Origin of the sequence: Segniliparus sp., assembly GCF_051660745.1 — a bacterium.
Lineage (GTDB): Bacteria > Actinomycetota > Actinomycetes > Mycobacteriales > Mycobacteriaceae > Segniliparus.
The window spans coordinates 343,104-365,550 of record NZ_JBOFQF010000028.1 but is presented as its reverse complement, the minus strand read 5'-3'; the positions used below and the strand labels follow the sequence as shown (position 1 = coordinate 365,550).

The window sequence follows — 22,447 nt, the reverse complement described above, 5'->3', positions numbered from 1 at the left end:
CCAAGGCCTTAGTTGTCCAGCCCCGGCGGGTTTTTCTGCAGAGTCTTCGCGACCGGGGGCTTGTACGGGTCGGGGGCTTCGAGGCCCTTCGACTTGAGCACTTCGCGCAGGCGGTCCGGGTAGTCGGTGACGATGCCGTCGACTCCGAGGTCGATGAGGCCCGCCATCGCCTTCTCGTCGTTGACCGTCCACGGGACGACCTTGATCCCCGCCTTGTGCGCCCGGTCGACCAGGCCCTTGTCGAGCAACGGGGCTCCGGGCCCCGGCGGGGTCGATCCGGCGCAGCCCGCCGTGGTGTAGCAAGGCGAAAGGGCTTCCGCGCCGATCTGCTGCGCGGCTTTGACCGGGTCGCCGCCCACGGCGGCGTAATCCACCGAGCCGAGCCAAGGGCTGCCGGGGAAGAACGTCTTCTCGTCGTACAGCGCGATCAGCCTGATTTTCGGATTCTGCTTCCGGACGAAGTCGAGGTTGCGCCAGTCGAAGCTCTTGATCCGGACCTGCCCTTCCCGGTGGTCCTTCACAGACTCGGCGAGCACAGAGCCCGCCGCCTGCTCCGGCGTGGACGACGACGCGTCGTTCGGGACAGTGCGGATCTCGATGTCGAAGGTGAATTTCGATCTGCGGTCGATGAGGTTGAAGACCTGCGACAGCACCGCGATCTTGTTGCCGGACTCTGTTTTCTGGCCGGGGAACCGCGATGCGGCCTTGTCGCAGACCAAGGTGTCGACCTGGGCGAATGTGAGCTCCTTGAGCGGCTGCCCGGTGAACTGGCCGTCGCATTTGGACGAGTCCGCCGTCAAATCGCCCCACACGAGCGGCACGGGGCGCTGGTGCCCCGGCCGCCCTTCAGGCCCCTGCTCCTTCCCTGGGACGACGTCCAGGTCGAGCACGTCCACCCCCAGTTCGAGCGCGTTCTGGAACGCTGCGACAGAGTCCCCGAGGTACAGGCCCCTGCCCCCCTCGTGCGCGATCACCTCGACGTGTTTCCCGATGTGCACCTCTGGCAGCGGGGACTGGCATGCGGCCAGCAGAAAACCCGACGCGAGGAGCGGCAAAAACCGGGCACGGCGCCGGTCGCGCGCTGCCGCGCGCGCGCCGTTCGCCTGCCCACCGATTACGCTGTGATCGTCCATCAACAGCATCGTACTCGACCCCGTCACAGAAACTTGAGCCTATGCCGCACACCACTCGCCGCGACCTGCCGCCGGGGCTGGTCTCACGTCGTCGCCTCCTCGTGGGCGCAAGCGCCGCAGCGGCGGTCGGCGCGCTCGGCTGGGTCGGCTGCCACGCCCTCGCCGACCCCGCAGACATCGAGACCGGCAGCTTCGCCTCGAAATTCCGCAATGGGCGAGAGACCGGGTGGGCGATTCTGCGTCCGAAAGGCGCGACCGGCCCGCTGCGCCCGGTGATCCATCTGCACGGGCTCGGCGGCGACCACACCGAAGTCTTCGGCTTCGACTTCGCGGGCGGGATCGCCGCTGGCGCGCGCCCCTTCGCCGTGGTCGGCTTCGACGGCGGGAAGATGGGCGAGGGCACCTACTTCCATCCCCGGGCCACCGGCGAGGACGCGAGCCAGATGGTCCTCCAGGAGCTGATCCCGCTCTTGGGCCAGCGCGGCCTGGACGTCTCGAAAGTCGCCTTCCACGGCATCTCCATGGGCGGGTTCGGGGCATTGCGGATCGGGGCGCTCCTCGGCCCCGCGCGCACGGCGGCGATCTGCGCGGCGAGCCCCGCCCTGTGGCTTCCCGGCACTGGCATCGCGCCGGGCGCGTTCGACTCCGCCGAGGACCATCAACGCTACAGCGGCTTCGAGCTGCGCGGAGCGCTGTCGCAGATCCCGTTGCGGATCGACATCGGCGACTCCGACCCGTTCGCCTCGGCAACCCGCTCGTTCATCGCAGGCTTGGACCCCAAACCGGAGGGCGGCTTCTCCCCCGGCGGGCACGACGGGGCGTTCTGGGGCGCGCATTTGCCGGACGAGCTCGCCTGGCTCGGCAAGCATCTCGCGGCCTGAAAGCGAAAAGGCCCCGCTCGCGTCGCGAGCGGGGCCTTTTCGGTTCTATAGCCGACTACCGAGTCCCGGAGTCCGCCGCCAGCCTGCGCAACGCCGCGACGAAGCAGTGCTTCCCCGTTCGCCACGGAGGCTCTTCGCCGCTACCGAGTCCCGGAGTCCGCCGCCAGCCTGCGCAACGCCGCGACGAAGAAATCCACCTCGTCGATAGTGTTGTAGAAGGCCAGCGAAGCACGGACCGTCGTCTCTTGGCCGAAGCGGCGCAGAATCGGCTGCGCGCAGTGGTGCCCGGCGCGCACGGCGATGCCCAGCTCGTTGAGGGCCTGGCCGACCTGGATCGGCTCGTAGCCCGCGAGCGTGAACGAGAGGACGCTCGCCTTCTCCCGAGCGGATCCGAAGATCCGCAGGCCGGGGATCTGCAGCATTTCCGCAGTGGCGTGCTCCAGCAAGTGGTGCTCGTACGCCGCGATCGCGGGAAGCCCGATCCGCTCCACGTACTCCAGCGCCTCGCCGAGGCCCACCGCGTCCGCGATGTTCCCAGTGCCCGCCTCGAACCTGCCCGGCGGCGGCTGGAAGACGCTGCGCTCGAAGGTCACGTCGGCGATCATGTTGCCGCCCCCTTGGAAGGGCGGCATGTCTTCCAACACCTCGCGCTTGCCGTACAGCACGCCGATCCCGGTCGGACCGTAGATCTTGTGCCCGGAGAACACGAAGAAGTCGGCGCCGAGCGAGGCGACGTCCACCGGTGCGTGGGCGACCGACTGAGCGCCGTCGATGAGCACCTTCGCGCCCGCCCGGTGGGCGGCGTCCACGATGGCCTCGATCGGGGTCACCGTGCCGAGCGCGTTGGACACATGCGTGACCGAGACGATCTTCGTGCGCTCGGAGAGGAGGTTCTGGTACTCGCCGAGCAGGAGGTCGCCCCGCTCGTCCACCGGAATCACCTTGATCACCGCGCCGGTCTGCTGCGCGATGAGCTGCCACGGGACGATGTTCGCGTGGTGCTCCAGGTTCGAGACGATGATCTCGTCGCCCTCGCGCAGATTCTTCCGGCCCCACGAGTTGGCGACCAGGTTGATCGCCTCGGTGGTGCCCCGGACGAAGACGATCTCCTCCTGCGAGCCCGCTCCGATGAACCGTGCCGCGATCTTCCGCGCCTTCTCGTACGCGTCGGTCGACCGGGCCGCGAGCGTGTGCGCGCTGCGGTGGATGTTCGAGTTCTCGTGCGCGTAGTAGTACGCCAGCCGGTCGATCACCGCCTGCGGCTTCTGGGTCGTGGCCGCGTTGTCGAACCAGATCAGCGGGTGGCCGTTGATCCGCTCCGAGAGGATCGGGAAATCCGCCCGGACGCCTCTGACGTCCAGGCCTGGCGCGCCGCCGGAGACCGGACGGCCCCCCGCCGAGGCCGGAACGGCCGCAGCGGGAACCGCTCCCCCGCCCGCAGAGCCCGTGGCGGGCTCCTCCAGGTACGGGGCGAGGTCCACGAAGCTCGGCGCGACAGGCGCCGAGGGAGGCACGACCGCGGCAGGCGGCTGCGCTCGGGAGATCTCCTCCAAGAAGTAGAACTCCGGGACCGAGGCCGCAGGAACCGACACGGGGCCGTAGGACGCGGGCAGGCTTTGCGCGGGCGGGGTGAAGTTCGCCGGGACGCTCGGCGCAGGCGCCGAGGGACTCGTGGGCACAAGGCCCAACGCGCTCAGCACCGAGTCGGGCAGGTCCGGCGAGAACCCGCCCACGCCCGCCGGGGAGAACCCCGGCACGGCAGGCGGCTTCGCAGACACGTCCGGCGTCGCGGAGACGTCGAGCGGCCCGGGGACCGACACGGCCCCCGGGGCCGACCCGGGGCTCGCCGGGCTTGGCGGGGTCGCCGGGCTGGTCCCGGGGAGGGCCGTGAAGAACTCCGCTGCCAAACGGTTCAACGTCGCCTCGTCCGGGAGCCAAGCGTCAGCGCTTGAGACGTTCGGAGCGGAAGCGGAGTCGCGGATCCTGCCGGACTCCCGACCCGCGTCAGCGCTTGAGGTACTTGGGGGCGTAGTCATGGAACTTCTCCACATCGACGTCTTCGAGCACTGCGAGGGCGTCATCGGTCAGCACCGCGAGCGAGCAGTACAGGGACACCAGGTACGAGGCGATCGCGCTGCGGTCGATGCCCATGAAGCGGACCGAGAGGCCCATGCCCTGCTCGCCCGCGAGGCCCGGCTGGAAGAGCCCGACGACGCCTTGGCGCGCCTCGCCGGTGCGCAGGAGCAAGAACTTCGTCTTCCCGTCAACCACCGGGACCTTGTCCGACGGGATGATCGGGATGCCGCGCCAGGTGAGGAACTGGGATCCGAAGAGGCTCACCGTTGCGGGCGGCACGCCGCGGCGGGTGCACTCCCTGCCGAACGCGGCAACGCCGAGCGGGTGCGTCAGGAAGAAGCCCGGCTCTTTCCACACCTTGCTGATGAGGTGGTCGAGGTCGTCCGGGGCGGGCGGGCCGCCGAGCGTGGAAATCTTCTGCTCGGGGGCGGTGTTCGCCAGCAGGCCGTACTGGGGGCTGTTGATGAGCTCGCCCTCTTGGTGCTCTTTGATCGCCTCGATCGTGAGCCGCAGCTGCTGGGTGATCTGGTCGTGCGGGCTGGAATACAGGTCCGAGATCCGGGTGTGCACGTCGAGGATGGTCTGCACCGCTTTGAGCCGGTACTCCCTCGGGTTCGTGTCGTAGTCGACGAAGGTGTGCGCGAGCGGCGACTCGTCGTGGTTGTCGCACGAGACCTTGACGGTCTCCGGGTTGGCGACCTTGTTGACGCGGTAGATGCCCGCCTCGACCGGGGTCCAGGACAGGAGGCGGACCAGCCACCTCGGGGTGATGCTCGGCTGCTGGGGGACGGTCTTTGTCGCGTTCGCGAGGACGCGTGCCGCGTCATCGCTCAGCGACACTGCTCGCGGGGTCGGATTCGTCATAACCTGCTCCTGTTCTCGGGGCGTTGCGGCTTTTCCGGCGAACTTCTCCAGCTCGCCAATTCGATCAATCGTTCTATTAGAATCACGCGAAATTTTACTCTTGACAAAAGGCGCGATCTCGAAAAGAGCCTAGCAGAGCGCTTATCGCGCAGCGCGGCGAAGGTGGGCAAAATCGCAGGAAGAAGAAAAAATCAGCGAGAGGTCAGCTCCCCGCCGCCACCAAGATCTGCGTCCGATCCTGATAGAACGCGAGACGCCCCGCGATGGCGGCGACCGCCGGATACGGCTCCGGGTAGCTCCAGGCCGCGTCGGCGACCACGCCGCCCCCGGTCACCGCGTCGTAGTACGCGGCCTCCCCCTTGTAGGGGCAGTACGTGCTGGTCTCGCTGCTTCGCAGCGCCGTCCAGTCCACGTCGTCGGCAGGCAGGTAGTAGACGGCCGGATAGGTCGACTCGTACAGCACCACCGGCCGCGAGCTCTCCGCCACGACAACCCCGCCGATCCGCACCACCACATGGTCGTGGGTCGGCTCGACAACGATGGGATGGTCGGGGCCGGGCGTGCGGGGCTCAAACGGCATATGACCCACAACACACCACGGGCGCGGGCTATTCCCTCGCGGCCCGTGCTCTCCAATGGGTTCTTTAGTGGCCTTGTCCGCCCTGCGCGGCCACCGCCGCCGCGCCTGCGGCGGCCGCATCGGGGTCGAGATACACGCCGCCCTTGACGACCGGCTTCAGATGTTTGTCGAGGTCGTAGCGCAGCGGGATGCCGGTGGGGATGTTGACCTCGGCGATGTCCTCGTCGGAGATCCCGTCCAGATGCTTGACCAAAGCCCGCAGCGAGTTGCCGTGCGCGGCGACGAGCACCGTCAGCCCCGCGCGCAGCTCGTTGGCGATGTCGTGCTCGAAGTACGGGACGATCCGAGCCACCACGTCGGCGAGGCATTCGGTCAGCGGGCCGCCGTCCTGGGGCCCGTACCGGGGGTCGAGGTCCTGGGAGAACTCGCTGCCCGCCTCGATCGGCGGCGGCGGGGTGTCGTAGCTGCGCCGCCACTGCATGAACTGCTCGTCGCCGTATTTGTCCCTGATCTCGGCCTTGTTGAGGCCCTGAAGGGCGCCGTAGTGCCGCTCGTTGAGCCGCCAGTCCCGCACCACGGGGATCCACAGCCGGTCCGCCTCGTCCAGCGCGTAGTTCGCGGTGGTGATGGCGCGGCGAAGGAGCGAGGTGTGCACGATGTCCGGCTCAAGGCCCGCCTCCGCGATGAGCCTGCCCGAGCGCTTGGCCTCGCCGACGCCCTTCTCCGACAGCGCGACGTCCACCCAGCCGGTGAAAAGGTTCTTCGCGTTCCATTCGCTCTCGCCGTGGCGCAGCAGGATCAAGGTGCTCGTGCTCATGCCGATATTCTCCCATACGGGGAATAGCCCCGGCGAGACGGCGGTTGGCTTTGTTATGGCGCTTTCCGTGGTCGCAACAGCCTTCGGCGGTCCTGATGTGCTCGAACTGCGAGATTTGCCCGTCCCGGACCCCGGACCTGGGGAAGTCGTGGTCGACGTCCGCGCGGCAGGCGCGAATCCGGCGGACTGGAAGCGGTACAGCGGCCAACGCGGCTTCGACCCCTCGACATTGCCGCTTCGGATCGGGTTCGAGATCGCGGGCGTCGTGTCCGAAGCCGGTCCGGATGCCAAGGGCCCGACCGGGACGCTGCGGCCCGGGGACGAGGTGGTGGCGTTCCGCGTGTTCGGCGGGTACGCCGAGCAGCTGCTGGTTCCGGCGAAGGACGTGCTGCACAAACCCGCCTCGCTGAGCTTCGAGCAGGCCTCCGGGCTCCTGCTGGCCGGGTCGACCGCGCTGCACGCGTTCGACGTGATCGGGCTGCACGGAGCCGGAGAGGGGCACAGCGCCGACACGCTCCTCGTGCACGGCGGCGCGGGGGCCGTCGGCCTCCTCGCGGCGCAGCTCGCCCGACAGCGCGGCGTGCGGGTGATCGCCACAGCGAGCCCCGCTCGCCACGACCAGCTCCGCGCGTACGGCGCCGTGCCGGTCGAATACGGCCCCGGCCTTCACGAGCGGGTCGAGGCATTGGGCCCGATCACTGCCGCGTTCGACTGCGTGGGCACCGACGAGGCGGTCGACGTCTCGTTGGCGCTGCTCGCCGCCAACGGCGTCGACAAAAACAGGTTCGTCACCATCGCCGCGTTCGCCCGCGCCGCCGCAGAGGGGCTCGGCGCCATCGGCGGCCACGGCCCAGGTTCTGGCGGGCACGGCATGAGCCCGCATGTCCGCCCCGGCCAGGAGTTCCGCGACAACGCCCGGGCCGAGCTCCTGCGCCTCGCCGGGCAGGGCGACCTCGAAGTCGTCGTGGACCGGACGTTCCCGCTGCGCGAAGCCGCCGCCGCGCACCGCTATCTGCAGACCGGGCACGCGCGGGGGAAAGTCGTCCTCATTCCGTAACCCGTCCGATCTAGAGTACTCCATGGTATTCTTTGGTCATGTCAGACGGCACATGGGAGTCACGGCGCAAGCGTCTACACGAGCAGAAGACAGTCGCGGCAGGCCAGCCGCAAGAGCCGAGGTGGCGGCGCAAAATCCGCACCGCCCTCACCGGTCTGAGCGAAGGCCCCTGGCGAGACCTCGGGTATGTCCGCCTGGATCCGCCCGACTGGGAATCCGGGCACGGGCGGCTCGCCGCCGAAGACAGGCTCAAGCCCGACGACGACAAGCCTTCGCGCTAGGCCCGAAGCTCCGCCCCGCAACGCTTCGCCGCCTCCGCCAACGCAGCGCCGCGCGCCGCGCTCGCCTCATCCTCGGTCAACGTCCGGTCCGCAGCACGGAACGCCAACGAGTAGGCGCAGAGGACACTGCCAGCCCTCGCCCACATGCCCCGCCAAACACCGCTAGGACCGAAGCTCCGCCCCGCAACGCTTCGCCGCCTCCGCCAACGCAGCGCCGCGCGCCGCGCTCGCCTCATCCTCGGTCAACGTCCGGTCCGCAGCACGGAACGTCAACGAGTAGGCCAGCGACTTGCGGCCCTCGCCCACCTGCGGGCCCGAGTACACGTCGAAGAGGCGGATGCTCTCCAAAAGATCGCCCGCGCCCTCGCGCACCGCGCGCTCCACGCTCGCCGCGGGCACGCTCTTGGCGACGGTCACCGCGATGTCCTGGCGCACCGGCGGATAGGTGGAGATCGGCGGAATCGGCTTGCGGTGCTCCTCGAAGCCCTCGGACCCCAACGCGCTCAGATTCAGCTCGAGGACGCACGTCCCCGGCGGCAGGCCCGCGCGCTCCAGCACCGCAGGGTGCAGCTCGCCCGCGATGCCCACCGTCCACGGCCCGGCCTGCAGGTACGCGCACCGGCCCGGATGCCAGGGCACATGGTGCGCGGTCTTGCGGGTCAATTTCACCTTTGCCGCGCGCGCGAGCACGTCGGCCACCATGAAGATGTCCGCGGGCTCCACGGCCCGGCCTTTGCCCCAGGGGCCTGCCGGGATGCGGTCGCCGCACAGCGCCACCGCGAGGTGGACCGGCTGCACCGGGACTCGTTCGGACAGCGCCCGCAGCTCCGCGACCGACGGCGGCCGGTCGGACCGGATCGACGGGATCGTCGCAGGTTTGAGCGCCGTGCCCACCACCTGGGCGATGGCGAACACGGCGAGGTCCGTCATCCCTCGCGAGAGGTTTCGGGACATCACGTCCAGCAAGCCCGGCATCAGCGTGGTCGCGAGCTCCGGCTTCGCAGAGTCCTGCGGGTTCGCGAGGCGCACGGTGCGCCGGCGTCCCGCGTTCGCGGGCAGGTTCCAGTCGTCGAAGACCGAGCTGGAGAAGAACGGGCTCACCGGCACCTGGAGGAACCCCTCCTCGGCGAGGGCCGAGCCGACTTTGCGCCGCAGCCACTGCGACGGCAAAAGCCCCTTGCCCGCAGTCGCCTTCGGCAGGATCGAGGGGATGCGGTCGACGCCCTCCAGACGGAGCACCTCTTCGACCAGATCCGCCTTCTGCCTGAGGTCCGAGCGCCAGCTCGGCGGGAAGACCACCAGCTCGCGCTCCCCCCACACCGTGCAGCCGAGCTGCACAAGGCGGCGCGGAGTCGTCCCCGGAGGGTACGCCATGCCCGCCGTGCGGTCTGGCAAGTCCACCGGGATGATGATCGGCCGCTGCTCGGTCTTGCGCAGCACCTCGCTGCGCTGCGCCGCGACCTCGCCGCCCGCGAGCTCGACGATCAGCTGCGCGGCCCGGGCGAGGGCCACCGGAGCCACCAACGGGTCCACGCCCCGCTCGAACCGCCGCGAAGCCTCGCTCACCAAGCCCAGCCGCCGCGAGGTGTGTGTGGTGCGGCTCGGGTCGAAGCTCGCCGCCTCGAGGAGGACGCGAGTCGTCGAGGGGCCGACCTCGGAGCTCTCGCCGCCCATCACGCCCGCGAGCGCCACCGGGCCGGTGTCGTCCGCGATGACCACGTCTTTCTCGTCCAGAGCGCGCTGCGCGCCGTCGAGCGTCGTGATCGTCTCGCCCGGCCTCGCCTCGCGCACCTGGACCGCGCCGACGAGCTTGTCGGCGTCGAACGCGTGCAGCGGTTGGCCCAGTTCGACCATCACGAGGTTCGTGACGTCCACGACGAGGCTGATCGAACGGATCCCGGCCTTCGCCAAGAGCGACTTGATCCACCACGGGGACGGGGCCGAGGGGTCGACGCCGCGCAGTTCGAGGACGCTGTAGCCCGCGAGCGGCGTGGCGGGCTGCACGACGATCGGCCATGCCCCGCCCGCAGTCGCAGAGGCGTCGGCACTGCCCGCAGGCGGGATGGCGGCGGGCTGGACGACGCGCTGCGCGAGGTCGGTGTGCGCGATCCCGAGCCCGATCGCGAGCTCCCGGGCGAGTCCCCTGACCGAGAGCGCGTAGCCCCGGTCGGGGGTGATGTCGAGGTCGAAGACCGGGTCGGCGAGGCCGAGCGCCGAGATCGCGTCCGTTCCCGGCTCGGCGGTCCCCTCCGGCAGCACCAGAATGCCCGAGTGGTCGCCGCCGAAGCCGAGCTCGGCGACCGAGCAGATCATCCCGTCCGAGACACGCCCGTACGTCTTGCGCGAGGCGATGGCGAAATCGCCGGGGAGCACCGCGCCCGGCAGGGCTGCGACGACGAGGTCGCCCGGCGCGAAGTTCGTCGCCCCGCAGACGATCCCGCGTGGCCCGTCTTCGCCGACCTCGACCTGGCAGAACCGGATCGGCTTCTTGAACTCGGCCAGCTCTTCGATCTCGAGCACCCGCCCGACCACGATCGGGCCGACGAGCTTCGGCTCGCTCAGGTCCTCGACCTCGAAGCCGAGGCGAACGAGCGCCTCGGAGAGCTGGTGCGGGCTCGTCTTGAACCCAGGGTTGTCTTCGGCCAGCGCTTTGACGAGCCACGAGTACGGCGTTTTCATACGACTACTCCTCTCCCTCGGAACGGCCGACGAACGCGGCGGTGAACCGCACGTCGCCCTCCCAGACGTCGCGCAGGTCGGACAGTCCCTCGCGGAGCATGAGCGTGCGGTCGAGGCCCATGCCGAAGGCGAACCCGGTGTACACCTCGGGGTCGATCCCGCCAGCCCGCAGCACATTCGGGTGCACCATGCCGCAGCCGCCCCACTCGATCCAGCCGGGCCCGCCCTTCTTGCGCTCGAACCAGATGTCGTACTCGGCGGATGGCTCGGTGAACGGGAAGTGGTGCGGGCGGAAGCGCGAGCGCACCCGGTCGCCGAACATCGCCTGCGCGAACGCGTCCAACGTGCCGCGCAGATGCGCCATGGTCAGGCCCTTGTCCACCGCGAGGCCTTCGATCTGGTGGAAGACCGGGGCGTGCGTCGAGTCGATCGCGTCGTTCCGGTACACCCGGCCAGGGGCGATCACATAGATCGGCACCTGGCGGGAGAGCATCTCGCGCACCTGCACCGGCGAAGTGTGCGTGCGCAGCACCAGCCCGGAGTGCCCGCCGTCGGGGCCCTGCGCGTAGAACGTGTCCTGCGGAGTCCGGGTGGGATGCTCGGACGGGAAGTTGAGCGCGTCGAAGTTGTAGTGCTCTGCTTCGAGCTCCGGGCCTTCCGCGACTTCCCAGCCAAGGCCGACGAACACGTCGCAGGCCCGGTCGACGAGCAGGTCGATCGGATGCCTGCCGCCGGGCGTGATCCGGCTCGCGGGCAGCGTGACGTCGATGGCCTGCTCGGCGAGGACGCGGCGCTCGCGCTCCGCCTCCAGCTCGACCTGGCGCGCCTCGAGCGCGGCCTTGATCTCGCCTTGGACGGCGTTCACCGCCTTGCCCGCCTCGGCCCGCTCCGGGCCGGGCAGCTCGCCGAGAGACCTGCGGGCCAGCGCGACGGTGCTGCGCTCCCCCAGGTGCTCCGCCTTCGCCACAGCCAGCGCGGGCAAGTCCTCGGCTTTCGCGAAAGCCGTTTTGGCAGCGGCTACCGCCGCCCCCAACTCGTCGCTCACGTGCTCTCCTTTTTCAGCTTTTTCAGCGCGCTCGTCATCCGCATGGATTCCATATGGAATTCGCCATATGGCGAAATGACCGTCTGCTGCGACTCTACCGGACCCTGGCGCGCGCGGTCTCGTAGAGGCAGACTCCCGCCGCGACCGCGAGGTTCAAGCTCTCCGGCGGCTCAAGTCCTGCGGCCGGGCGCATCGGCACGGCGATCCGGCAGTCCGCCTCGCGCGCGACAGCTTCCGGCAGCCCGTGCGCCTCGTTCCCGAGCAGCCACGCGCAGGGGCCCGCGAGCACAGAGCCCGCCTGGTCGAGCTGGAGCTCCCCGTCCGCCGTGGTCGCGAGCAGGCGCAGCCCGGCGGCGCGCAACGCGGCCAACGCCGACGGCACGTCGCGCTCCCGGACCAGCGGAACGGAGAAAAGACTGCCCGCGCTCGACCGGGCCGCCTTGGGATTGTGCGGGTCGACCCCGTCGCCGAGCACGAGGAACGCGCCTGCCCCGAAGGCGTGCGCCGCGCGCAGCACCGTGCCGAGATTGCCCGGATCCCTCGGCTCGACCAGCGCGACGACCAGTGGAGCCTGCCCCAGGCTGTCGACGACATCGGCCAACGACCGGTCGAGCAGCGGGCAGCGGACGACAAGGCCGACGGGCGTCACCGCGTCGGTGAGCTTGCGCGCGGCGCGTTCGTCCACGAGCCTCGTCGGAATCCCGGCTTCGTGCGCGGCGGCGACGATCTCGCCGTGCTCGCGGGCCGCCGCCTCGCTCGCGAAGAGCTCCACCGCTTTGCCCGTGGCGAGCGCGGCGCGCACATTGTTCGGCCCCTCGGCGAGGAACTCCCCCGCCTTGCGCCGCCCAACAGGGGATAAAAGCTTCGCGGCCTCCATCACACGCCTGGATTGGGCAGTGAGGAGGCCGCGATCGCCGAAATCTTCTGTCAGGGTCAGGACGCCTTGGCCGAGACCAGGTGGTCGGCCACAGCTTCCTTGGCCACCTCGACGAGCTGGGCGAAGGTCTCAGGCTCGTGCACCGCGAGCTCGGCGAGAACCTTGCGGTCCACCTCGATCTCGGCGAGCGCGAGGCCCTGGATGAAACGGTTGTAGGTGAGGCCGTTCGCCCGCGCCGCCGCGTTGATGCGGGTGATCCACAGCTGGCGGAACTCGCCCTTGCGGGCACGCCGGTCGCGGAAGGCGTAGACGAGGGAGCGCAGCTGCTGCTCCTTCGCCTTGCGGTACATCCTGGAGCGCTGGCCCCGGTAGCCCTTCGAGGCTTCGAGGATGGTGCGCCGCTTCTTGTGCGCGTTGACTGCGCGTTTCACACGTGCCATGAGTCGTTCCTATTCTTGAGAAGTTGACGGGGGTCGAAAAGTTTGTGTGCCCGGCGAGGGCTCAGAGTCCGAGCAGACGCTTGACGCGCTTGACGTCGTTGCGGCTCACCTCGGCCTTGCCGTCGAGGCGGCGGGTCACGTTCGTGGGCTTCACCTCGAGGTTGTGGCGCTTGCCCGCCTTCTGGCGCATCAGCTTGCCCGCGCCGGTCGCCTTGAACCGCTTTGCGGCTCCCGTGTGCGTCTTGTTCTTCGGCATGTTCTCTCCTTGTTGTGCTGTTGGTCGTCTGTGATTACTCGGCCGTCGAGTTGTTCTCGGGGGCCGGGGAAGTCTCTGCGGGGGCGATCTCCGAAGGAGCAGCCTCCACGTTGTCCTGCGCGGGAGCCGCCTGCGCCGGGGAGCTCGCGCCCCGAGCCGGAGCCACTGCGTCCTGCGCTGCCTTCGCGCGGGTCTTCGCCCCTCTGTGCGGGGCGAGGATCATCGTCATGTTCCGGCCGTCCAGCCGGGGAATGGTCTCGACGAACCCGTGCTCGCTGACGTCCGCGCCGAGCCGCTGCAGCAGACGGTGCCCGAGCTCGGGCCGGGACTGCTCGCGCCCTCGGAACATGATCGTCACCTTGACCTTGGCCCCGGCCTCCAAGAACCGGACGACGTGGCCCTTCTTGGTCTCGTAGTCGTGGTCGTCGATCTTCGGCCGCAGCTTCTGCTCTTTGATGACAGTGTTCTGCTGGTGCTTGCGCGACTCGCGGGCCTTCTGCGCGGCCTCGTAGCGGAACTTCCCGTAGTCCATGATCTTGCAAACCGGCGGACGGGCGTCGGGAGCCACTTCCACAAGGTCGAGGTCGGCCTCGATCGCAAGCCGCAGAGCTTCCTCCACGCGAACGATCCCCACCTGCTCGCCTGCGGGTCCGACAAGACGGACCTCGGGAACGCGGATGCGGTCGTTGATGCGGGTCTCTGTACTGATGGGGCCTCCTCTGGCTGCGGACAAAGTCGTGACCTGAGCACGGGGGTCCCACACCGAGAAAGCCCACGGAAAAGACGCGATGTCTAGCCCGGTGGGACTATCAGACGGACCGCTGTGGACTGGACAGGCGAGCTGTCGTCAGATGATGTCCATGCGGTGGGAGCGGGCTCCTCTTGCTCGCCCCGAAAGCTCCGGGGCAGGTCTCGGTGTGAGAGTCTAACAGATATGAGCCCCCAGACGCCAGCAGGCAACGACACGGCACCAGCAGACATCGGCGAAGCTCCCGAGCGGGTCGTCCGCGAACTCGCAGGCATTCCCGCCGCAGAGGTGATCAGCAATGCGATCATCCTGCTGATGAGCGCGGCGGCGGAAAAGCTCGGCCTCGCCGATCCCGACCCCGCCTCCAGCGAGAACGTCGACCTCGACGAGGCGCGCAAGCTCATCACCGCCCTCGCCGGGCTCGTGCAAGCCGCCACGCCCGACCTCGGGCTGCACGGCAAGCCTATCCGAGACGGGCTGCGCGGGCTGCAGGAGGCGTTCCGCGAAGCGAGCGTCTTCCCCGACGCGCCTGGCGAGGGCCCGGGAGAAAAGCTCGTCTAGCCGTCACTCCAGCAGTTTCGCTTTGAGCGCGGCGATGTCGTCGTCGCCGATCCCGAGCCCGTCGTGGACGAAACCGCCGAAGCTGCCATAGGCGCGGTCCGCTTCCGCGAAAGCCGAGTCCAAGTCGCCGAGGCCCACTCGCATCGAGCTGCCCGCCGCCTGGTGGTACACGTTGCTGAGCAGGTAGTCCGTGTTCACGGCTTCCCTCGGCACACCGAGGAGCGTCAGCAGCACAGCCGTGACCCAACCGGTCCGGTCTTGCCCCGCCGAGCAGTGGTAGAGCAGGGCTTCAGGCCCGTGCTCGATGTCCCTGAGCACCTGCGCCACGGCGTCGCGCGCGTCCTGGAACGAGACGAAGGAACGGTAGAACTGGTCCTGGCCGCTTCGGAATCGTGCGAAGTCCGCCTGGCTGAAGACCTGCCGGACGTTGTGCTGCACCCCTTCCGGCAGCCGGTCTGGAACGTCTCCGCGCTCCTTGTCCGTCCTGAGGTCGTCGTCCTGCCGGACGCCCAGCCGGGCCATATCCGCCAAGCCTGTCGCGGACAACGTCCCGAGCGAGTCGCTCCGATACACCACACCGCGTTTGACGACGTGCCCGTCTGTCGTGCGGACGCCCCCGATGTCCCGCGAGTTCTGTGTTCCTTGCAGCAGGACCGCGACCGGATCGGCGAGCGCGGGCAACGCCGGCGCACACAGCACAAGGACTGCCGCGACGCACGAAGGGAAGAGGGCACGCATGCCGGAAATGCTAGCGAACAGCCTTGAGGCTCTCCGGACTCAGCCGGGAGTAGTGAGGTAGCGCCGGCCGGTTGGGCTGGTCCAGTGGACGGTTCCGTCGGGTGATTGTTGGTCTTGCCAGTGTCCGTGTGTTTTGGCTCGGTGGTGGTGTCTGCACAATCGTTTGAGGTTGTCGGGGACAGTGAAGCCGCCTGATTCTGGGGCTTCGTGGTTGAACGGGATGTGGGGGTACCGCCCGCGGCCCCCTCGGGGCCGTGGGGGAGGGTCGAGTTCGGTGCGTGCTCTTCGGTGGCAGCCGGGGAATCGGCAGTGCGAGTCTCGTGTGTTGACGTGGGTTTCGAGGCTCGGTGTGGGTTGGGGGTACCTCCCGCGAGCGCTAGCGAGTGGGGGAGATTGGTCTGGTGTGGTGGTGAATGTGATTCGTTTGGCGGCTTTAGCGAGTATTCGAGCCAGTTCGGGGTCAATCGGGGCTCCGTTGAGGAGCGCGGGGACATCCTCGCCTGAGATCAACGAGGAGAGCTGCACGACGAGTTCGATGTTCTTGGCGTGCCGTGCGGGGCGCCCGGCGGCTTGGCAGGTGGGCTTGTCGCATTGGCAGGTGAGTTGGTGCTCAGATCCGAGGACAGCCAACGCGTCGCTGTGGCGGGTGAAGATGGGGCGTGGATCGTCGGGGCACACCGTGCGGGCGATGGCGTCGAGGCGCTCGCGCAACTCGGCTGCCGCTTCCAATGGCATCGTCCCGCGCAAATCCGCCATGCCGTCGTCCCCCACTCGCAGAGCTCGTGGGAGGTGCCCCCAGACCGGGGTGATGGTGAACGAGCGTTGTTTCCTCGCTCTTTCCCGACGCTTCTTGCACCAGTCGGGGTCCAGGCGCAGATACTGGGCCTCCATCAATTGCGAGATCTTCCCGTACGAGTGCGCCCACCAGCACGGCCTCGCGCGACAACAGCACCGCCTCCTCGCGCTCCAACTCCGCCAGCGCGGCGAACAAATCCCTCACCGCCGAACCGGCTCCCACCGTACTGTCCATACGTTCGATTCTAACCGAAAACCCCAGGCAGCACAAGGAAAAATAGAAGAAAAATTCAGACCAGCTTGCTCGCCACGACCACTTGCTGGAGCCCGTCGGTCCTGGTCCAAAGCTTGATATCGGGATCTGCGGCCTTGGCGAGCGCGCGGAACGCGGCGGGGCTGTACGCACGGAGCATGCTGATGAACCCGTCATGGGCAGTCGGCAAGCCCTGCGTGATCGCGGCGATCGGCAGGAACATCGGCAATCCCGCCAGAAGCACCAGAGACGGGGGCCGGAGCAGGTCGATGATCAGGAACTTCTTGGCGACACGGGTTCCTTCTCCTATGACTTTGCTCGCGAGCCTCGGCGGCAAATGATGGAAAGACTGCGCGAAGACCACGAGGTCGTACGTCCCGTCCGGAGCATCGATCGCGGTCGCGTCCTCGATCTTCACCGTCGCCCTCGGATGGCTGCCCAAATCGCTGTCCCGGATCCTCGCCACCGACTCCGGCTCGACATCGGTGATCACGACCTCCGCCCTCGGATGCAGTTGCAGGAGCTTGCGCGAGAGCCCGCCATGCCCCGACCCGAGCTCGAGGATTTTCGGGCTCGGCGTGCCCGCGACCTGTTCGAGGGCCAGCTCGGCGAATTTCTCGTGCAACCGCCACCGCTCCCCCATCCGGTCGAGGGAGCGGATCACCGAGCCCTTGATCCGGTACGGCACATCGTCCCGGTCGAGGAATTCTTGCCGGTCGGTCTGCAAACACCGGTCCAGCCGCGACGCGCGCGGACCGCCGCGGGGCAGCTTGTCGAGGTCGAACGAGAGACGTGGCTCACCCATACCGCCATAGTAGCCCGGCCCGCCGCGCCGCCGCCTGCTCGGAGCAAACGGTTCGGACCGGAACGCGTCACACGAGCAGTTTGGCCCGCAGCGCCTGGACGTCCGCGTCGCTCAAGCCCAAACCTTGCCGCACATACCCGTCCATCCCGCCGTATTGCTTGTCCGCCGCCGCGAACGCGGCGTCCAGCCACGCGGAGTCCACTCCGTCCCGAGAACCAGCGGCCGGGGACTGGTGGAGGTAGTCGTTGCTGAGCATATAGTCCTGCTCCACGGTTTGGCGGGGCACGCCAAGGGCGGAGAGCAGCACCGCCGTTGTCCAGCCGGTCCGGTCCTTGCCCGACGTGCAGTGGTACAGGATCGGGCCGGGCGAGTTCTCGATGTCGCGGAGCACGGCCGCGAATTGCGCGCGCTCCTTCGGCTGCGACACGAAGTCCGTGTACAGCTTCGTCATGCCGCCCGAGTTGTAGCTGTCGCCGAAGATCGGGCGCGACGCGGTCCGCACGCCAGGGATCTCCCGGTCCGGGGCCTCGGCCTGCTCCGAGGGGGAACGCAGGTCGTCGACCTGGCGGAGGCCTCGGGCTTTGAGCTCCGCGATATCGGCGTCGGTGAGGTCTTCGAGGCGATTGCTCCGGAACACCGCCCCGGTCCGCACGGCGCGGCCGTCCGAGGTCTGGTAGCCGCCGATGTCGCGGGCGTTCGTGGCCCCCGCTAGATGCAACGAGCGGTCGAAACCTGCGCCGCTCCCAGCGTCTGCGCCATCCCCCGGCCCTGCCCCAGCGCCTGTCTCGGCCCCGGCCCGGCTGTCGTTGGCGTAGCTGGTCTTGATGGCGTCGGCGAGCCGCCGGTGCAGCACCGCGTCCTGGTCGATCAGATCTTTCGCCTGCGCCGCGAAACGCTGTTTGATGTTCCGCCCGTACAGGCCCGTTCGAGCCGCGCCGTCCACGACGCTCCCGTCCGGCCCGATCCGGCAGCCGTGCGCCGCGGCCTGTTCGGCGAGCTGCTGCGCTCGGCCTTTGAGGTCTTTCCCGCCGTTGGCGTAGTCGCGCAACGGGCCGAGGAGCTCCTTCGCATGGCGGGCGATCTGGTCGCTGTGGTCCGCGTGCCTGCCCGCGAAGGCCCCCGCCTGCTCGCTCGCAGCGCCGGTCCAGCCGTGGAAAGCGGGCGAGGTCCGCACCGCGCTGCCGTACTCTGCCGCTCCTGCGGAGCGTTTGGCCACGGCGTCCACGCCCGTCTCCAACGCCGCGAGGTCCCAGTCGAGAATCTCATCGAACGCGCGCACTATTCCCCTCAACCTTCACGAGCCGCAGCCTGCTTGGAACCGTCTTCGTCCAAGTGGAGATCATAGGGCCAGCCGCGCGAAATTTCTCTGCAATGAGAGAATCTCCCCGTGGAGATTCGTGGGCACATCAAGCGGCGGCTGCTGGTCAACCTCGTCGCCGACCCCGACGAGGTGCGGCCCCGCCTGCCTGCTGGCCTGCGCCCGCATGCGACCGACGCCGGGGTCGTCGTCGGCTGCTGCCTCCTTCGGTTCGACCAGGTGCGGCCGAGACCGCTCCCCGGCCTCCTCGGCCTCGGCTTCCAGGCCGCCGCGCATCGGATCTCCGTCGAATGGGAGACCGAGTCCGGGGCGACGGCGGTCGGCGTCTACGTCCCGCTGCGGCACACCGACTCGCGCGTCGTCCCTCTCGTCGGCGGGCGCGCCTTCCCCGGAGTCCACGAGCGCGCGGATATCCGGCACGTCCAGTCCGCCGACCGGATCGATTGGACGGTCGAGGCCCATGGCGCGGACCGAAGCTTCGACATCGCCGTCCGGACCAGGATCCACGCGGGAGCCGAGCCGGTGGACTTGTGCGATCAAATCGCCGGAGCCTGCGTGAACGCGAACATCGGGTTCTCACCTGGGCACAACGGCGCGCTCGAAGGGGTCCGCATGGTCCCGAACCGCCGAGAGGCCCGCGAGGTGGCGGTCGAAGCCCTCGAATCGAGTTTTCTCGCCGGATTCGCGAGCGCCCGGCCCGCCCCCTCGTACTTGATCGAGGACGTGGCGGTCGCATGGGCCAAAGCGCCGCTGCCCGGCCAGAGCAGGTCCGCGGCCAAGGCGTGACGGCTCAGTCCGATGCGAGCGCCCGCTCCGCCGCCGCGCGGAGCTCGTCGAGTCGGGCGCGCTGCTCGGGGGTGTAGTCCCTCGCTTTGTCGTCCAGCACGCACACCGTGCCGAAGACACTGCCGTCCGGACCCAGCACCGGGACCCCGAGATAGTTGTTGAGGCCGTGCTCCGCCTCGTCCTCGTTCCCCGCGAACTCGGGGTCCTCGGCCGAGTCTCGGACGAAAAGCGCCTGGCCGGTGTTCACCACGCGCTCGCAGTACAGCTCGTGCGCGTCTTCGAACACCGCGCCCTTGCGGCCCTCGGCTCCCACCGTGTAGACGGCCTCCGCCTCGCCCGCCGTGGCCTCGACCCGCATATGCGCCGGGGTGGAGCGCATGATGAGCACCGAGCGCACATCCAGCTCTTTGGCGATCTGGTCGAGCTCGGGCGCGAGGTCTCGGAACTGGGGCGAGGAGTCGGACATGGCTCCGAGTATCGCCCACAACCACGACAGCGCTCAGCGCGCCAACGAGGCGACTGGCGATAGGACGAGGCCGAGCAGCTCGACGCGGTCAGGATCACGCTGCTGGAATGTTGCCTCGGACCGCGTCCTGCCCGCGGCTCTGCCTACCAGCCGCGCTCGGCCAGCCGGTGCGAGACCGGCAGCGAGTCGACCGTGATGCCCACCATCGCCTCGCCGAGGCCCCGCGAGATCTTGGCGAGCATGCCGGGGTCGTCGTAATAGGTCGTCGCCGCGACGATCGCTTTCGCCCGCGCGGCGGGGTCGCCCGATTTGAAGATGCCCGAGCCGACGAACACGCCCTCCGCGCCGAGCTGGCGCATGAGCGCGGCGTCCGCGGGCGTCGCGATCCCGCCCGCCGTGAAGAGCACCACCGGGAGCTTGCCCGTGGAGGCGACTTCCTTGACCAGGTCGACCGGAGCTTGGAGCTCCTTGGCCGCGACGTACAGCTCGGACTCGTCCAACGAGGCCAGCCGTCGGATCTCCCCGCCAATGGAGCGCATATGCGTCGTGGCGTTCGAGACGTCGCCCGTGCCCGCCTCGCCCTTCGAGCGGATCATCGCGGCGCCCTCGGCGATCCGGCGCAGCGCCTCGCCGAGGTTCGTCGCCCCACAGACGAACGGGACGGTGAACTGCCACTTGTCGATGTGGTGGGTGTAGTCGGCCGGGGTCAGCACCTCGGACTCGTCGATGTAGTCGACCCCGAGGCTTTGCAGGATCTGCGCCTCGACGAAATGGCCGATCCGCGCCTTCGCCATGACGGGGATGCTCACCGCGCTGATGATGCCGTCGATCATGTCGGGGTCGCTCATCCGCGACACTCCGCCCTCCGCGCGGATGTCGGCGGGAACGCGCTCGAGCGCCATGACCGCGACAGCGCCCGCGTCCTCGGCGATTTTCGCCTGATCGGGGGTGACCACATCCATGATCACTCCGCCTTTGAGCATCTCGGCCATGCCTCGCTTGACCTTGCCGGTGCCTGTCTGGTGGATCTGTTGCGCTGTCATGTCTTCATCGTATGCCGCCGCGCGAGCCGGAAATAACGTCCGCAGACGCGAGCAGGCCAGTGGTTTCCCACTGGCCTGCTCGCGTCTGCGGATCGCTGCCCGAGAAGTCAGGCGGCCGGGATCTGGGCGAGCATCTTGCCTGCCATCGCCGAGGTCAACGAGCCGTTGTCGTCCAGGTCGCAGGTCTCGACCTCAAGGACCACCGCTGCGTGCTGGTGCGCCTCGCGGAAGCAGTGGTACGGCAGGCCGGAAACCTGGCTGAAGCCGACGTAGTCGTCCCATTTCGCGGTGTCCGCCGTGGCCGCCGCGACGGTGAAGCTCTGCGCGGCGGGCTGCTGCGCGGGGCTTGTCTGAGCGGGGCTCGCGGGCGCCTGCGGGGCGGGGCTCTCGCCAGCGGGCTGGGCCGCGTCCGGAGCCGGGCTGGGCTGGGCGCTCGGCGCCGGGGCCGCCGGAGCGGCGGTCTTGCAGGAGGCCAGTTGGGCGGTCAGCTTGCCGAACGCCCTCGCGGCGGCGGCCTCGTCGGCGTAGATCGCCACCCGCTGCGTCGGGCCGAGGTTGTTGTACGTGCTGTAGTGCACCGAGCGGTACGAGGTCCACGGCTCGGAGAACGCGGCGGCCTGCGCGTTGCCGCAGTTGCCGAGGGCCTTCTCCGGCTCGGACGGGGCCGAGTTCACCGGCGACGAGGTGAAGTCGTGCCCGTAGACCTCGTTCGCGCCCGCCGCCGGGACGATGATCGCGTCGATCGGGTCGGCGGCGGGGGCCGCCGAAGCCGGGGCGAGCCCGAGGACCGCCTGCGACGCGCAGGCGAAGAGCAGGAACGCGGGGAAGCCGCGCAGGGCCTTTGCGCCAGTGTGGGTCTTCATCGTTGCCTCGCTCAATCTCGGGTGGCTCGCGTCCGTGTTCTCCACGGGTGTCATTTCCCGACGATTTTGCGCCGCCGACGCCCCGGGCCGGGACGGGCGAGGCCTGCCGTTATCGGATTGTGCTTGACTAGTGGGATTGGTGTGACCAATGAGGCTGGTGTTGCTAGCGCGAACGGCGCGGCGCGGCTGGGATCGCCCCCGACTCGAACAACTTGGCCCGGAGCGGGCCGAGGAGCAGGGCGAGCCGGGCCGAGCGCTCCGCGCCGAGCCGCCGCCAGGGCGCCTCCGAGATTTGGTCGGTGAGCGCCTCGATCCGCTCGCGCATCGCTCGCCCTTGGCCGGTCAGCGCCTCCTCCGGCCCGTCCGCGAGCAGGCCTCGCTCGCGCAGCCCGTCCGCGCTCGCCTCCCATTGCTCCGCCGACCATCCCCGGCTCGCCTGGACGAACTCCTTCGGCATCGGCGCGGCGCCCGTCGCGTAGTAGGTGATGCTCGCCTCCAGGCCGGTCAGCCCGTATCCGGCGAGGAGGGCGACATGCCCGTCGCCCCGATGCTCGCGCAGCAGGGTGAGGCCGAACCAGAGCCGAAGGTGCGGCTCCTGCGGCCACTGCAGCCGCAGATGCCCGGCGAAGAGCGGGCGGCCCGGCGCGTCGAACGCGTCCAGCGTCTTCGCTGCCTCTTCGGCGAGATCGGCGGCTTCGAGGAACTCCGGCGACGCGATCAGCTCCTCGCCCCACGCCCTTCGGAGCCCCGCGCCCACCCCGGCCAGGCGCGTGGACCAGAACTCCTCAGGGGAGGCCAACGACCACGCGAGCGCCATGCGCGGGACGACCATGTCGGGATTGAAGTTGTAGAACGTCGCCACCACGACTTCCGAGGCCACCGCGCCCATCGGCGCGACCCGCGAGGCGAGATAGCGCGTGTGGGGGTCGGTCACCCCGATCGCGGCGAACCGTTCGGCCACCTCGGGGAGGAAATAGCCGCTCGCATGGATCCGGTCGAACGGCAGCATCGCGCGCGCGGTTTGAGCGGCGGTTAGTTCGGCAGAGTTCAGTTCGACAGAGTTCGATATGTCAGCCACATCACAA

Annotated in this window: 24 protein-coding genes; 5 read left to right on the top strand and 19 right to left on the bottom strand. The window is 69.1% G+C overall.

Annotated features, from left to right (window positions below; genetic code table 11):
• Positions 1–8: 8 nt before the first annotated feature.
• Entirely contained in the window at positions 9–1,133 is a 1,125-nt protein-coding gene (locus ACRC20_RS09245; RefSeq protein WP_438686063.1) for a glycerophosphodiester phosphodiesterase family protein, read from the bottom strand.
• Between the two features lie 41 nt (positions 1,134–1,174).
• Here ACRC20_RS09245 and ACRC20_RS09240 point away from each other — a divergent pair, with 41 nt between their 5' ends.
• Positions 1,175–2,014, top strand: coding sequence for an alpha/beta hydrolase (locus ACRC20_RS09240; RefSeq protein ID WP_438686062.1), 840 nt, complete (start codon positions 1,175–1,177; stop codon positions 2,012–2,014).
• A gap of 140 nt (positions 2,015–2,154) precedes the next feature.
• On the opposite strand, the gene ACRC20_RS09235 is transcribed toward ACRC20_RS09240, so the two are convergent.
• The 4 genes from ACRC20_RS09235 to ACRC20_RS09220 form a co-directional block, all read right to left on the bottom strand.
• Positions 2,155–4,095: a family 2A encapsulin nanocompartment cargo protein cysteine desulfurase gene (locus ACRC20_RS09235; RefSeq protein ID WP_438686061.1), complete on the bottom strand. Its 1,941-nt coding sequence runs from the start codon at positions 4,093–4,095 to the stop codon at positions 2,155–2,157.
• Complete coding sequence (locus ACRC20_RS09230; RefSeq protein ID WP_438686060.1) at positions 4,019–4,954, bottom strand: family 2A encapsulin nanocompartment shell protein; 936 nt, start codon at positions 4,952–4,954, stop codon at positions 4,019–4,021. Before ACRC20_RS09230 ends, ACRC20_RS09235 begins: the two co-directional genes overlap by 77 nt.
• Before the next feature lie 202 nt (positions 4,955–5,156).
• Entirely contained in the window at positions 5,157–5,534 is a 378-nt protein-coding gene (locus ACRC20_RS09225) for a DUF427 domain-containing protein (RefSeq protein WP_438686059.1), read from the bottom strand.
• A gap of 64 nt (positions 5,535–5,598) precedes the next feature.
• Positions 5,599–6,351, bottom strand: a complete 753-nt coding sequence (locus ACRC20_RS09220; RefSeq protein WP_438686058.1) for a phosphoglyceromutase — start codon at positions 6,349–6,351, stop codon at positions 5,599–5,601.
• Between the two features lie 55 nt (positions 6,352–6,406).
• On the opposite strand from ACRC20_RS09220, the gene ACRC20_RS09215 reads away from it, so the two are divergent.
• Positions 6,407–7,408, top strand: coding sequence for an NADP-dependent oxidoreductase (locus ACRC20_RS09215; RefSeq protein ID WP_438686057.1), 1,002 nt, complete (start codon positions 6,407–6,409; stop codon positions 7,406–7,408).
• A 38-nt stretch (positions 7,409–7,446) separates the two neighbouring features.
• Entirely contained in the window at positions 7,447–7,689 is a 243-nt protein-coding gene (locus ACRC20_RS09210; protein WP_438686056.1) for a hypothetical protein, read from the top strand.
• Positions 7,690–7,851: 162 nt separating this feature from the next.
• Here ACRC20_RS09210 and pheT read toward each other — a convergent pair whose 3' ends face one another.
• The 6 genes from pheT to infC all read right to left on the bottom strand — a co-directional run bounded on the left by pheT (position 7,852) and on the right by infC (position 13,695).
• Positions 7,852–10,368 carry a phenylalanine--tRNA ligase subunit beta gene (gene pheT, locus ACRC20_RS09205; RefSeq protein WP_438686055.1) on the bottom strand — a complete coding sequence of 839 codons (2,517 nt, stop codon included), beginning with the start codon at positions 10,366–10,368 and terminating at the stop codon, positions 7,852–7,854.
• A gap of 4 nt (positions 10,369–10,372) precedes the next feature.
• On the bottom strand, positions 10,373–11,413 hold the full coding sequence (gene pheS / locus ACRC20_RS09200; RefSeq protein ID WP_438686054.1) for a phenylalanine--tRNA ligase subunit alpha: 1,041 nt from the start codon (positions 11,411–11,413) through the stop codon (positions 10,373–10,375).
• A gap of 94 nt (positions 11,414–11,507) precedes the next feature.
• Positions 11,508–12,290: a TrmH family RNA methyltransferase gene (locus ACRC20_RS09195; protein WP_438686204.1), complete on the bottom strand. Its 783-nt coding sequence runs from the start codon at positions 12,288–12,290 to the stop codon at positions 11,508–11,510.
• A 56-nt stretch (positions 12,291–12,346) separates the two neighbouring features.
• Positions 12,347–12,730 carry a 50S ribosomal protein L20 gene (rplT, locus tag ACRC20_RS09190; protein ID WP_438686053.1) on the bottom strand — a complete coding sequence of 128 codons (384 nt, stop codon included), beginning with the start codon at positions 12,728–12,730 and terminating at the stop codon, positions 12,347–12,349.
• 61 nt (positions 12,731–12,791) lie between these two features.
• Positions 12,792–12,986 (bottom strand): 50S ribosomal protein L35, encoded by a 195-nt coding sequence (rpmI, locus tag ACRC20_RS09185; RefSeq protein ID WP_438686052.1) that lies wholly within the window; start codon positions 12,984–12,986, stop codon positions 12,792–12,794.
• A gap of 34 nt (positions 12,987–13,020) precedes the next feature.
• Positions 13,021–13,695 carry a translation initiation factor IF-3 gene (gene infC, locus ACRC20_RS09180; RefSeq protein WP_438686203.1) on the bottom strand — a complete coding sequence of 225 codons (675 nt, stop codon included), beginning with the start codon at positions 13,693–13,695 and terminating at the stop codon, positions 13,021–13,023.
• A 225-nt stretch (positions 13,696–13,920) separates the two neighbouring features.
• On the opposite strand from infC, the gene ACRC20_RS09175 reads away from it, so the two are divergent.
• Positions 13,921–14,295: a DUF1844 domain-containing protein gene (locus ACRC20_RS09175; RefSeq protein WP_438686051.1), complete on the top strand. Its 375-nt coding sequence runs from the start codon at positions 13,921–13,923 to the stop codon at positions 14,293–14,295.
• 3 nt (positions 14,296–14,298) lie between these two features.
• On the opposite strand, the gene ACRC20_RS09170 is transcribed toward ACRC20_RS09175, so the two are convergent.
• From ACRC20_RS09170 to ACRC20_RS09155, 4 genes are all read right to left on the bottom strand, one after another.
• The gene (locus ACRC20_RS09170) at positions 14,299–15,033 is read right to left on the bottom strand and encodes a tyrosine-protein phosphatase (RefSeq protein ID WP_438686050.1); all 735 of its coding nucleotides are present in this window, start codon (positions 15,031–15,033) and stop codon (positions 14,299–14,301) included.
• Between the two features lie 39 nt (positions 15,034–15,072).
• Positions 15,073–16,026: a DUF222 domain-containing protein gene (locus ACRC20_RS09165; protein WP_438686202.1), complete on the bottom strand. Its 954-nt coding sequence runs from the start codon at positions 16,024–16,026 to the stop codon at positions 15,073–15,075.
• A gap of 92 nt (positions 16,027–16,118) precedes the next feature.
• Positions 16,119–16,886, bottom strand: a complete 768-nt coding sequence (locus tag ACRC20_RS09160) for a class I SAM-dependent methyltransferase (RefSeq protein WP_438686049.1) — start codon at positions 16,884–16,886, stop codon at positions 16,119–16,121.
• A 67-nt stretch (positions 16,887–16,953) separates the two neighbouring features.
• Positions 16,954–18,165 (bottom strand): tyrosine-protein phosphatase, encoded by a 1,212-nt coding sequence (locus ACRC20_RS09155; RefSeq protein ID WP_438686048.1) that lies wholly within the window; start codon positions 18,163–18,165, stop codon positions 16,954–16,956.
• Positions 18,166–18,273: 108 nt separating this feature from the next.
• Here ACRC20_RS09155 and ACRC20_RS09150 point away from each other — a divergent pair, with 108 nt between their 5' ends.
• Positions 18,274–18,990 carry a DUF2071 domain-containing protein gene (locus ACRC20_RS09150; protein ID WP_438686047.1) on the top strand — a complete coding sequence of 239 codons (717 nt, stop codon included), beginning with the start codon at positions 18,274–18,276 and terminating at the stop codon, positions 18,988–18,990.
• 4 nt (positions 18,991–18,994) lie between these two features.
• Here the strand turns inward: ACRC20_RS09150 and ACRC20_RS09145 are convergent, their stop codons facing one another.
• The 4 genes from ACRC20_RS09145 to ACRC20_RS09130 form a co-directional block, all read right to left on the bottom strand.
• Positions 18,995–19,456, bottom strand: coding sequence for a GAF domain-containing protein (locus ACRC20_RS09145; protein WP_438686046.1), 462 nt, complete (start codon positions 19,454–19,456; stop codon positions 18,995–18,997).
• 143 nt (positions 19,457–19,599) lie between these two features.
• A complete protein-coding gene (gene pdxS, locus ACRC20_RS09140) occupies positions 19,600–20,499 on the bottom strand; it encodes a pyridoxal 5'-phosphate synthase lyase subunit PdxS (RefSeq protein ID WP_438686045.1) in 900 nt (299 codons plus the stop codon).
• Between the two features lie 107 nt (positions 20,500–20,606).
• Positions 20,607–21,416, bottom strand: a complete 810-nt coding sequence (locus ACRC20_RS09135; RefSeq protein ID WP_438686044.1) for a sensor domain-containing protein — start codon at positions 21,414–21,416, stop codon at positions 20,607–20,609.
• Between the two features lie 109 nt (positions 21,417–21,525).
• Positions 21,526–22,440: an SCO6745 family protein gene (locus tag ACRC20_RS09130; protein WP_438686043.1), complete on the bottom strand. Its 915-nt coding sequence runs from the start codon at positions 22,438–22,440 to the stop codon at positions 21,526–21,528.
• Between the last annotated feature and the right edge of the window lie 7 nt (positions 22,441–22,447).

Bases quoted from the DNA above. Each gene is read 5' to 3' on its own strand.
- ACRC20_RS09240 (WP_438686062.1), top strand. From the start codon at position 1,175: ATGCCGCACACCACTCGCCGCGACCTGCCGCCGGGGCTGGTCTCACGT.
- ACRC20_RS09135 (WP_438686044.1), bottom strand. From the start codon at position 21,416: ATGACACCCGTGGAGAACACGGACGCGAGCCACCCGAGATTGAGCGAG.
- ACRC20_RS09160 (WP_438686049.1), bottom strand. From the start codon at position 16,886: ATGGGTGAGCCACGTCTCTCGTTCGACCTCGACAAGCTGCCCCGCGGC.
- ACRC20_RS09235 (WP_438686061.1), bottom strand. From the start codon at position 4,095: ATGACGCCCTCGCAGTGCTCGAAGACGTCGATGTGGAGAAGTTCCATG.
- ACRC20_RS09145 (WP_438686046.1), bottom strand. From the start codon at position 19,456: ATGTCCGACTCCTCGCCCCAGTTCCGAGACCTCGCGCCCGAGCTCGAC.
- ACRC20_RS09210 (WP_438686056.1), top strand. From the start codon at position 7,447: ATGTCAGACGGCACATGGGAGTCACGGCGCAAGCGTCTACACGAGCAG.
- ACRC20_RS09230 (WP_438686060.1), bottom strand. From the start codon at position 4,954: ATGACGAATCCGACCCCGCGAGCAGTGTCGCTGAGCGATGACGCGGCA.
- ACRC20_RS09220 (WP_438686058.1), bottom strand. From the start codon at position 6,351: ATGAGCACGAGCACCTTGATCCTGCTGCGCCACGGCGAGAGCGAATGG.
- pdxS (WP_438686045.1), bottom strand. From the start codon at position 20,499: ATGACAGCGCAACAGATCCACCAGACAGGCACCGGCAAGGTCAAGCGA.
- rpmI (WP_438686052.1), bottom strand. From the start codon at position 12,986: ATGCCGAAGAACAAGACGCACACGGGAGCCGCAAAGCGGTTCAAGGCG.
- ACRC20_RS09170 (WP_438686050.1), bottom strand. From the start codon at position 15,033: ATGCGTGCCCTCTTCCCTTCGTGCGTCGCGGCAGTCCTTGTGCTGTGT.
- ACRC20_RS09175 (WP_438686051.1), top strand. From the start codon at position 13,921: ATGAGCCCCCAGACGCCAGCAGGCAACGACACGGCACCAGCAGACATC.
- pheT (WP_438686055.1), bottom strand. From the start codon at position 10,368: ATGAAAACGCCGTACTCGTGGCTCGTCAAAGCGCTGGCCGAAGACAAC.
- ACRC20_RS09215 (WP_438686057.1), top strand. From the start codon at position 6,407: ATGGCGCTTTCCGTGGTCGCAACAGCCTTCGGCGGTCCTGATGTGCTC.
- ACRC20_RS09225 (WP_438686059.1), bottom strand. From the start codon at position 5,534: ATGCCGTTTGAGCCCCGCACGCCCGGCCCCGACCATCCCATCGTTGTC.
- ACRC20_RS09195 (WP_438686204.1), bottom strand. From the start codon at position 12,290: ATGGAGGCCGCGAAGCTTTTATCCCCTGTTGGGCGGCGCAAGGCGGGG.
- ACRC20_RS09245 (WP_438686063.1), bottom strand. From the start codon at position 1,133: ATGGACGATCACAGCGTAATCGGTGGGCAGGCGAACGGCGCGCGCGCG.
- rplT (WP_438686053.1), bottom strand. From the start codon at position 12,730: ATGGCACGTGTGAAACGCGCAGTCAACGCGCACAAGAAGCGGCGCACC.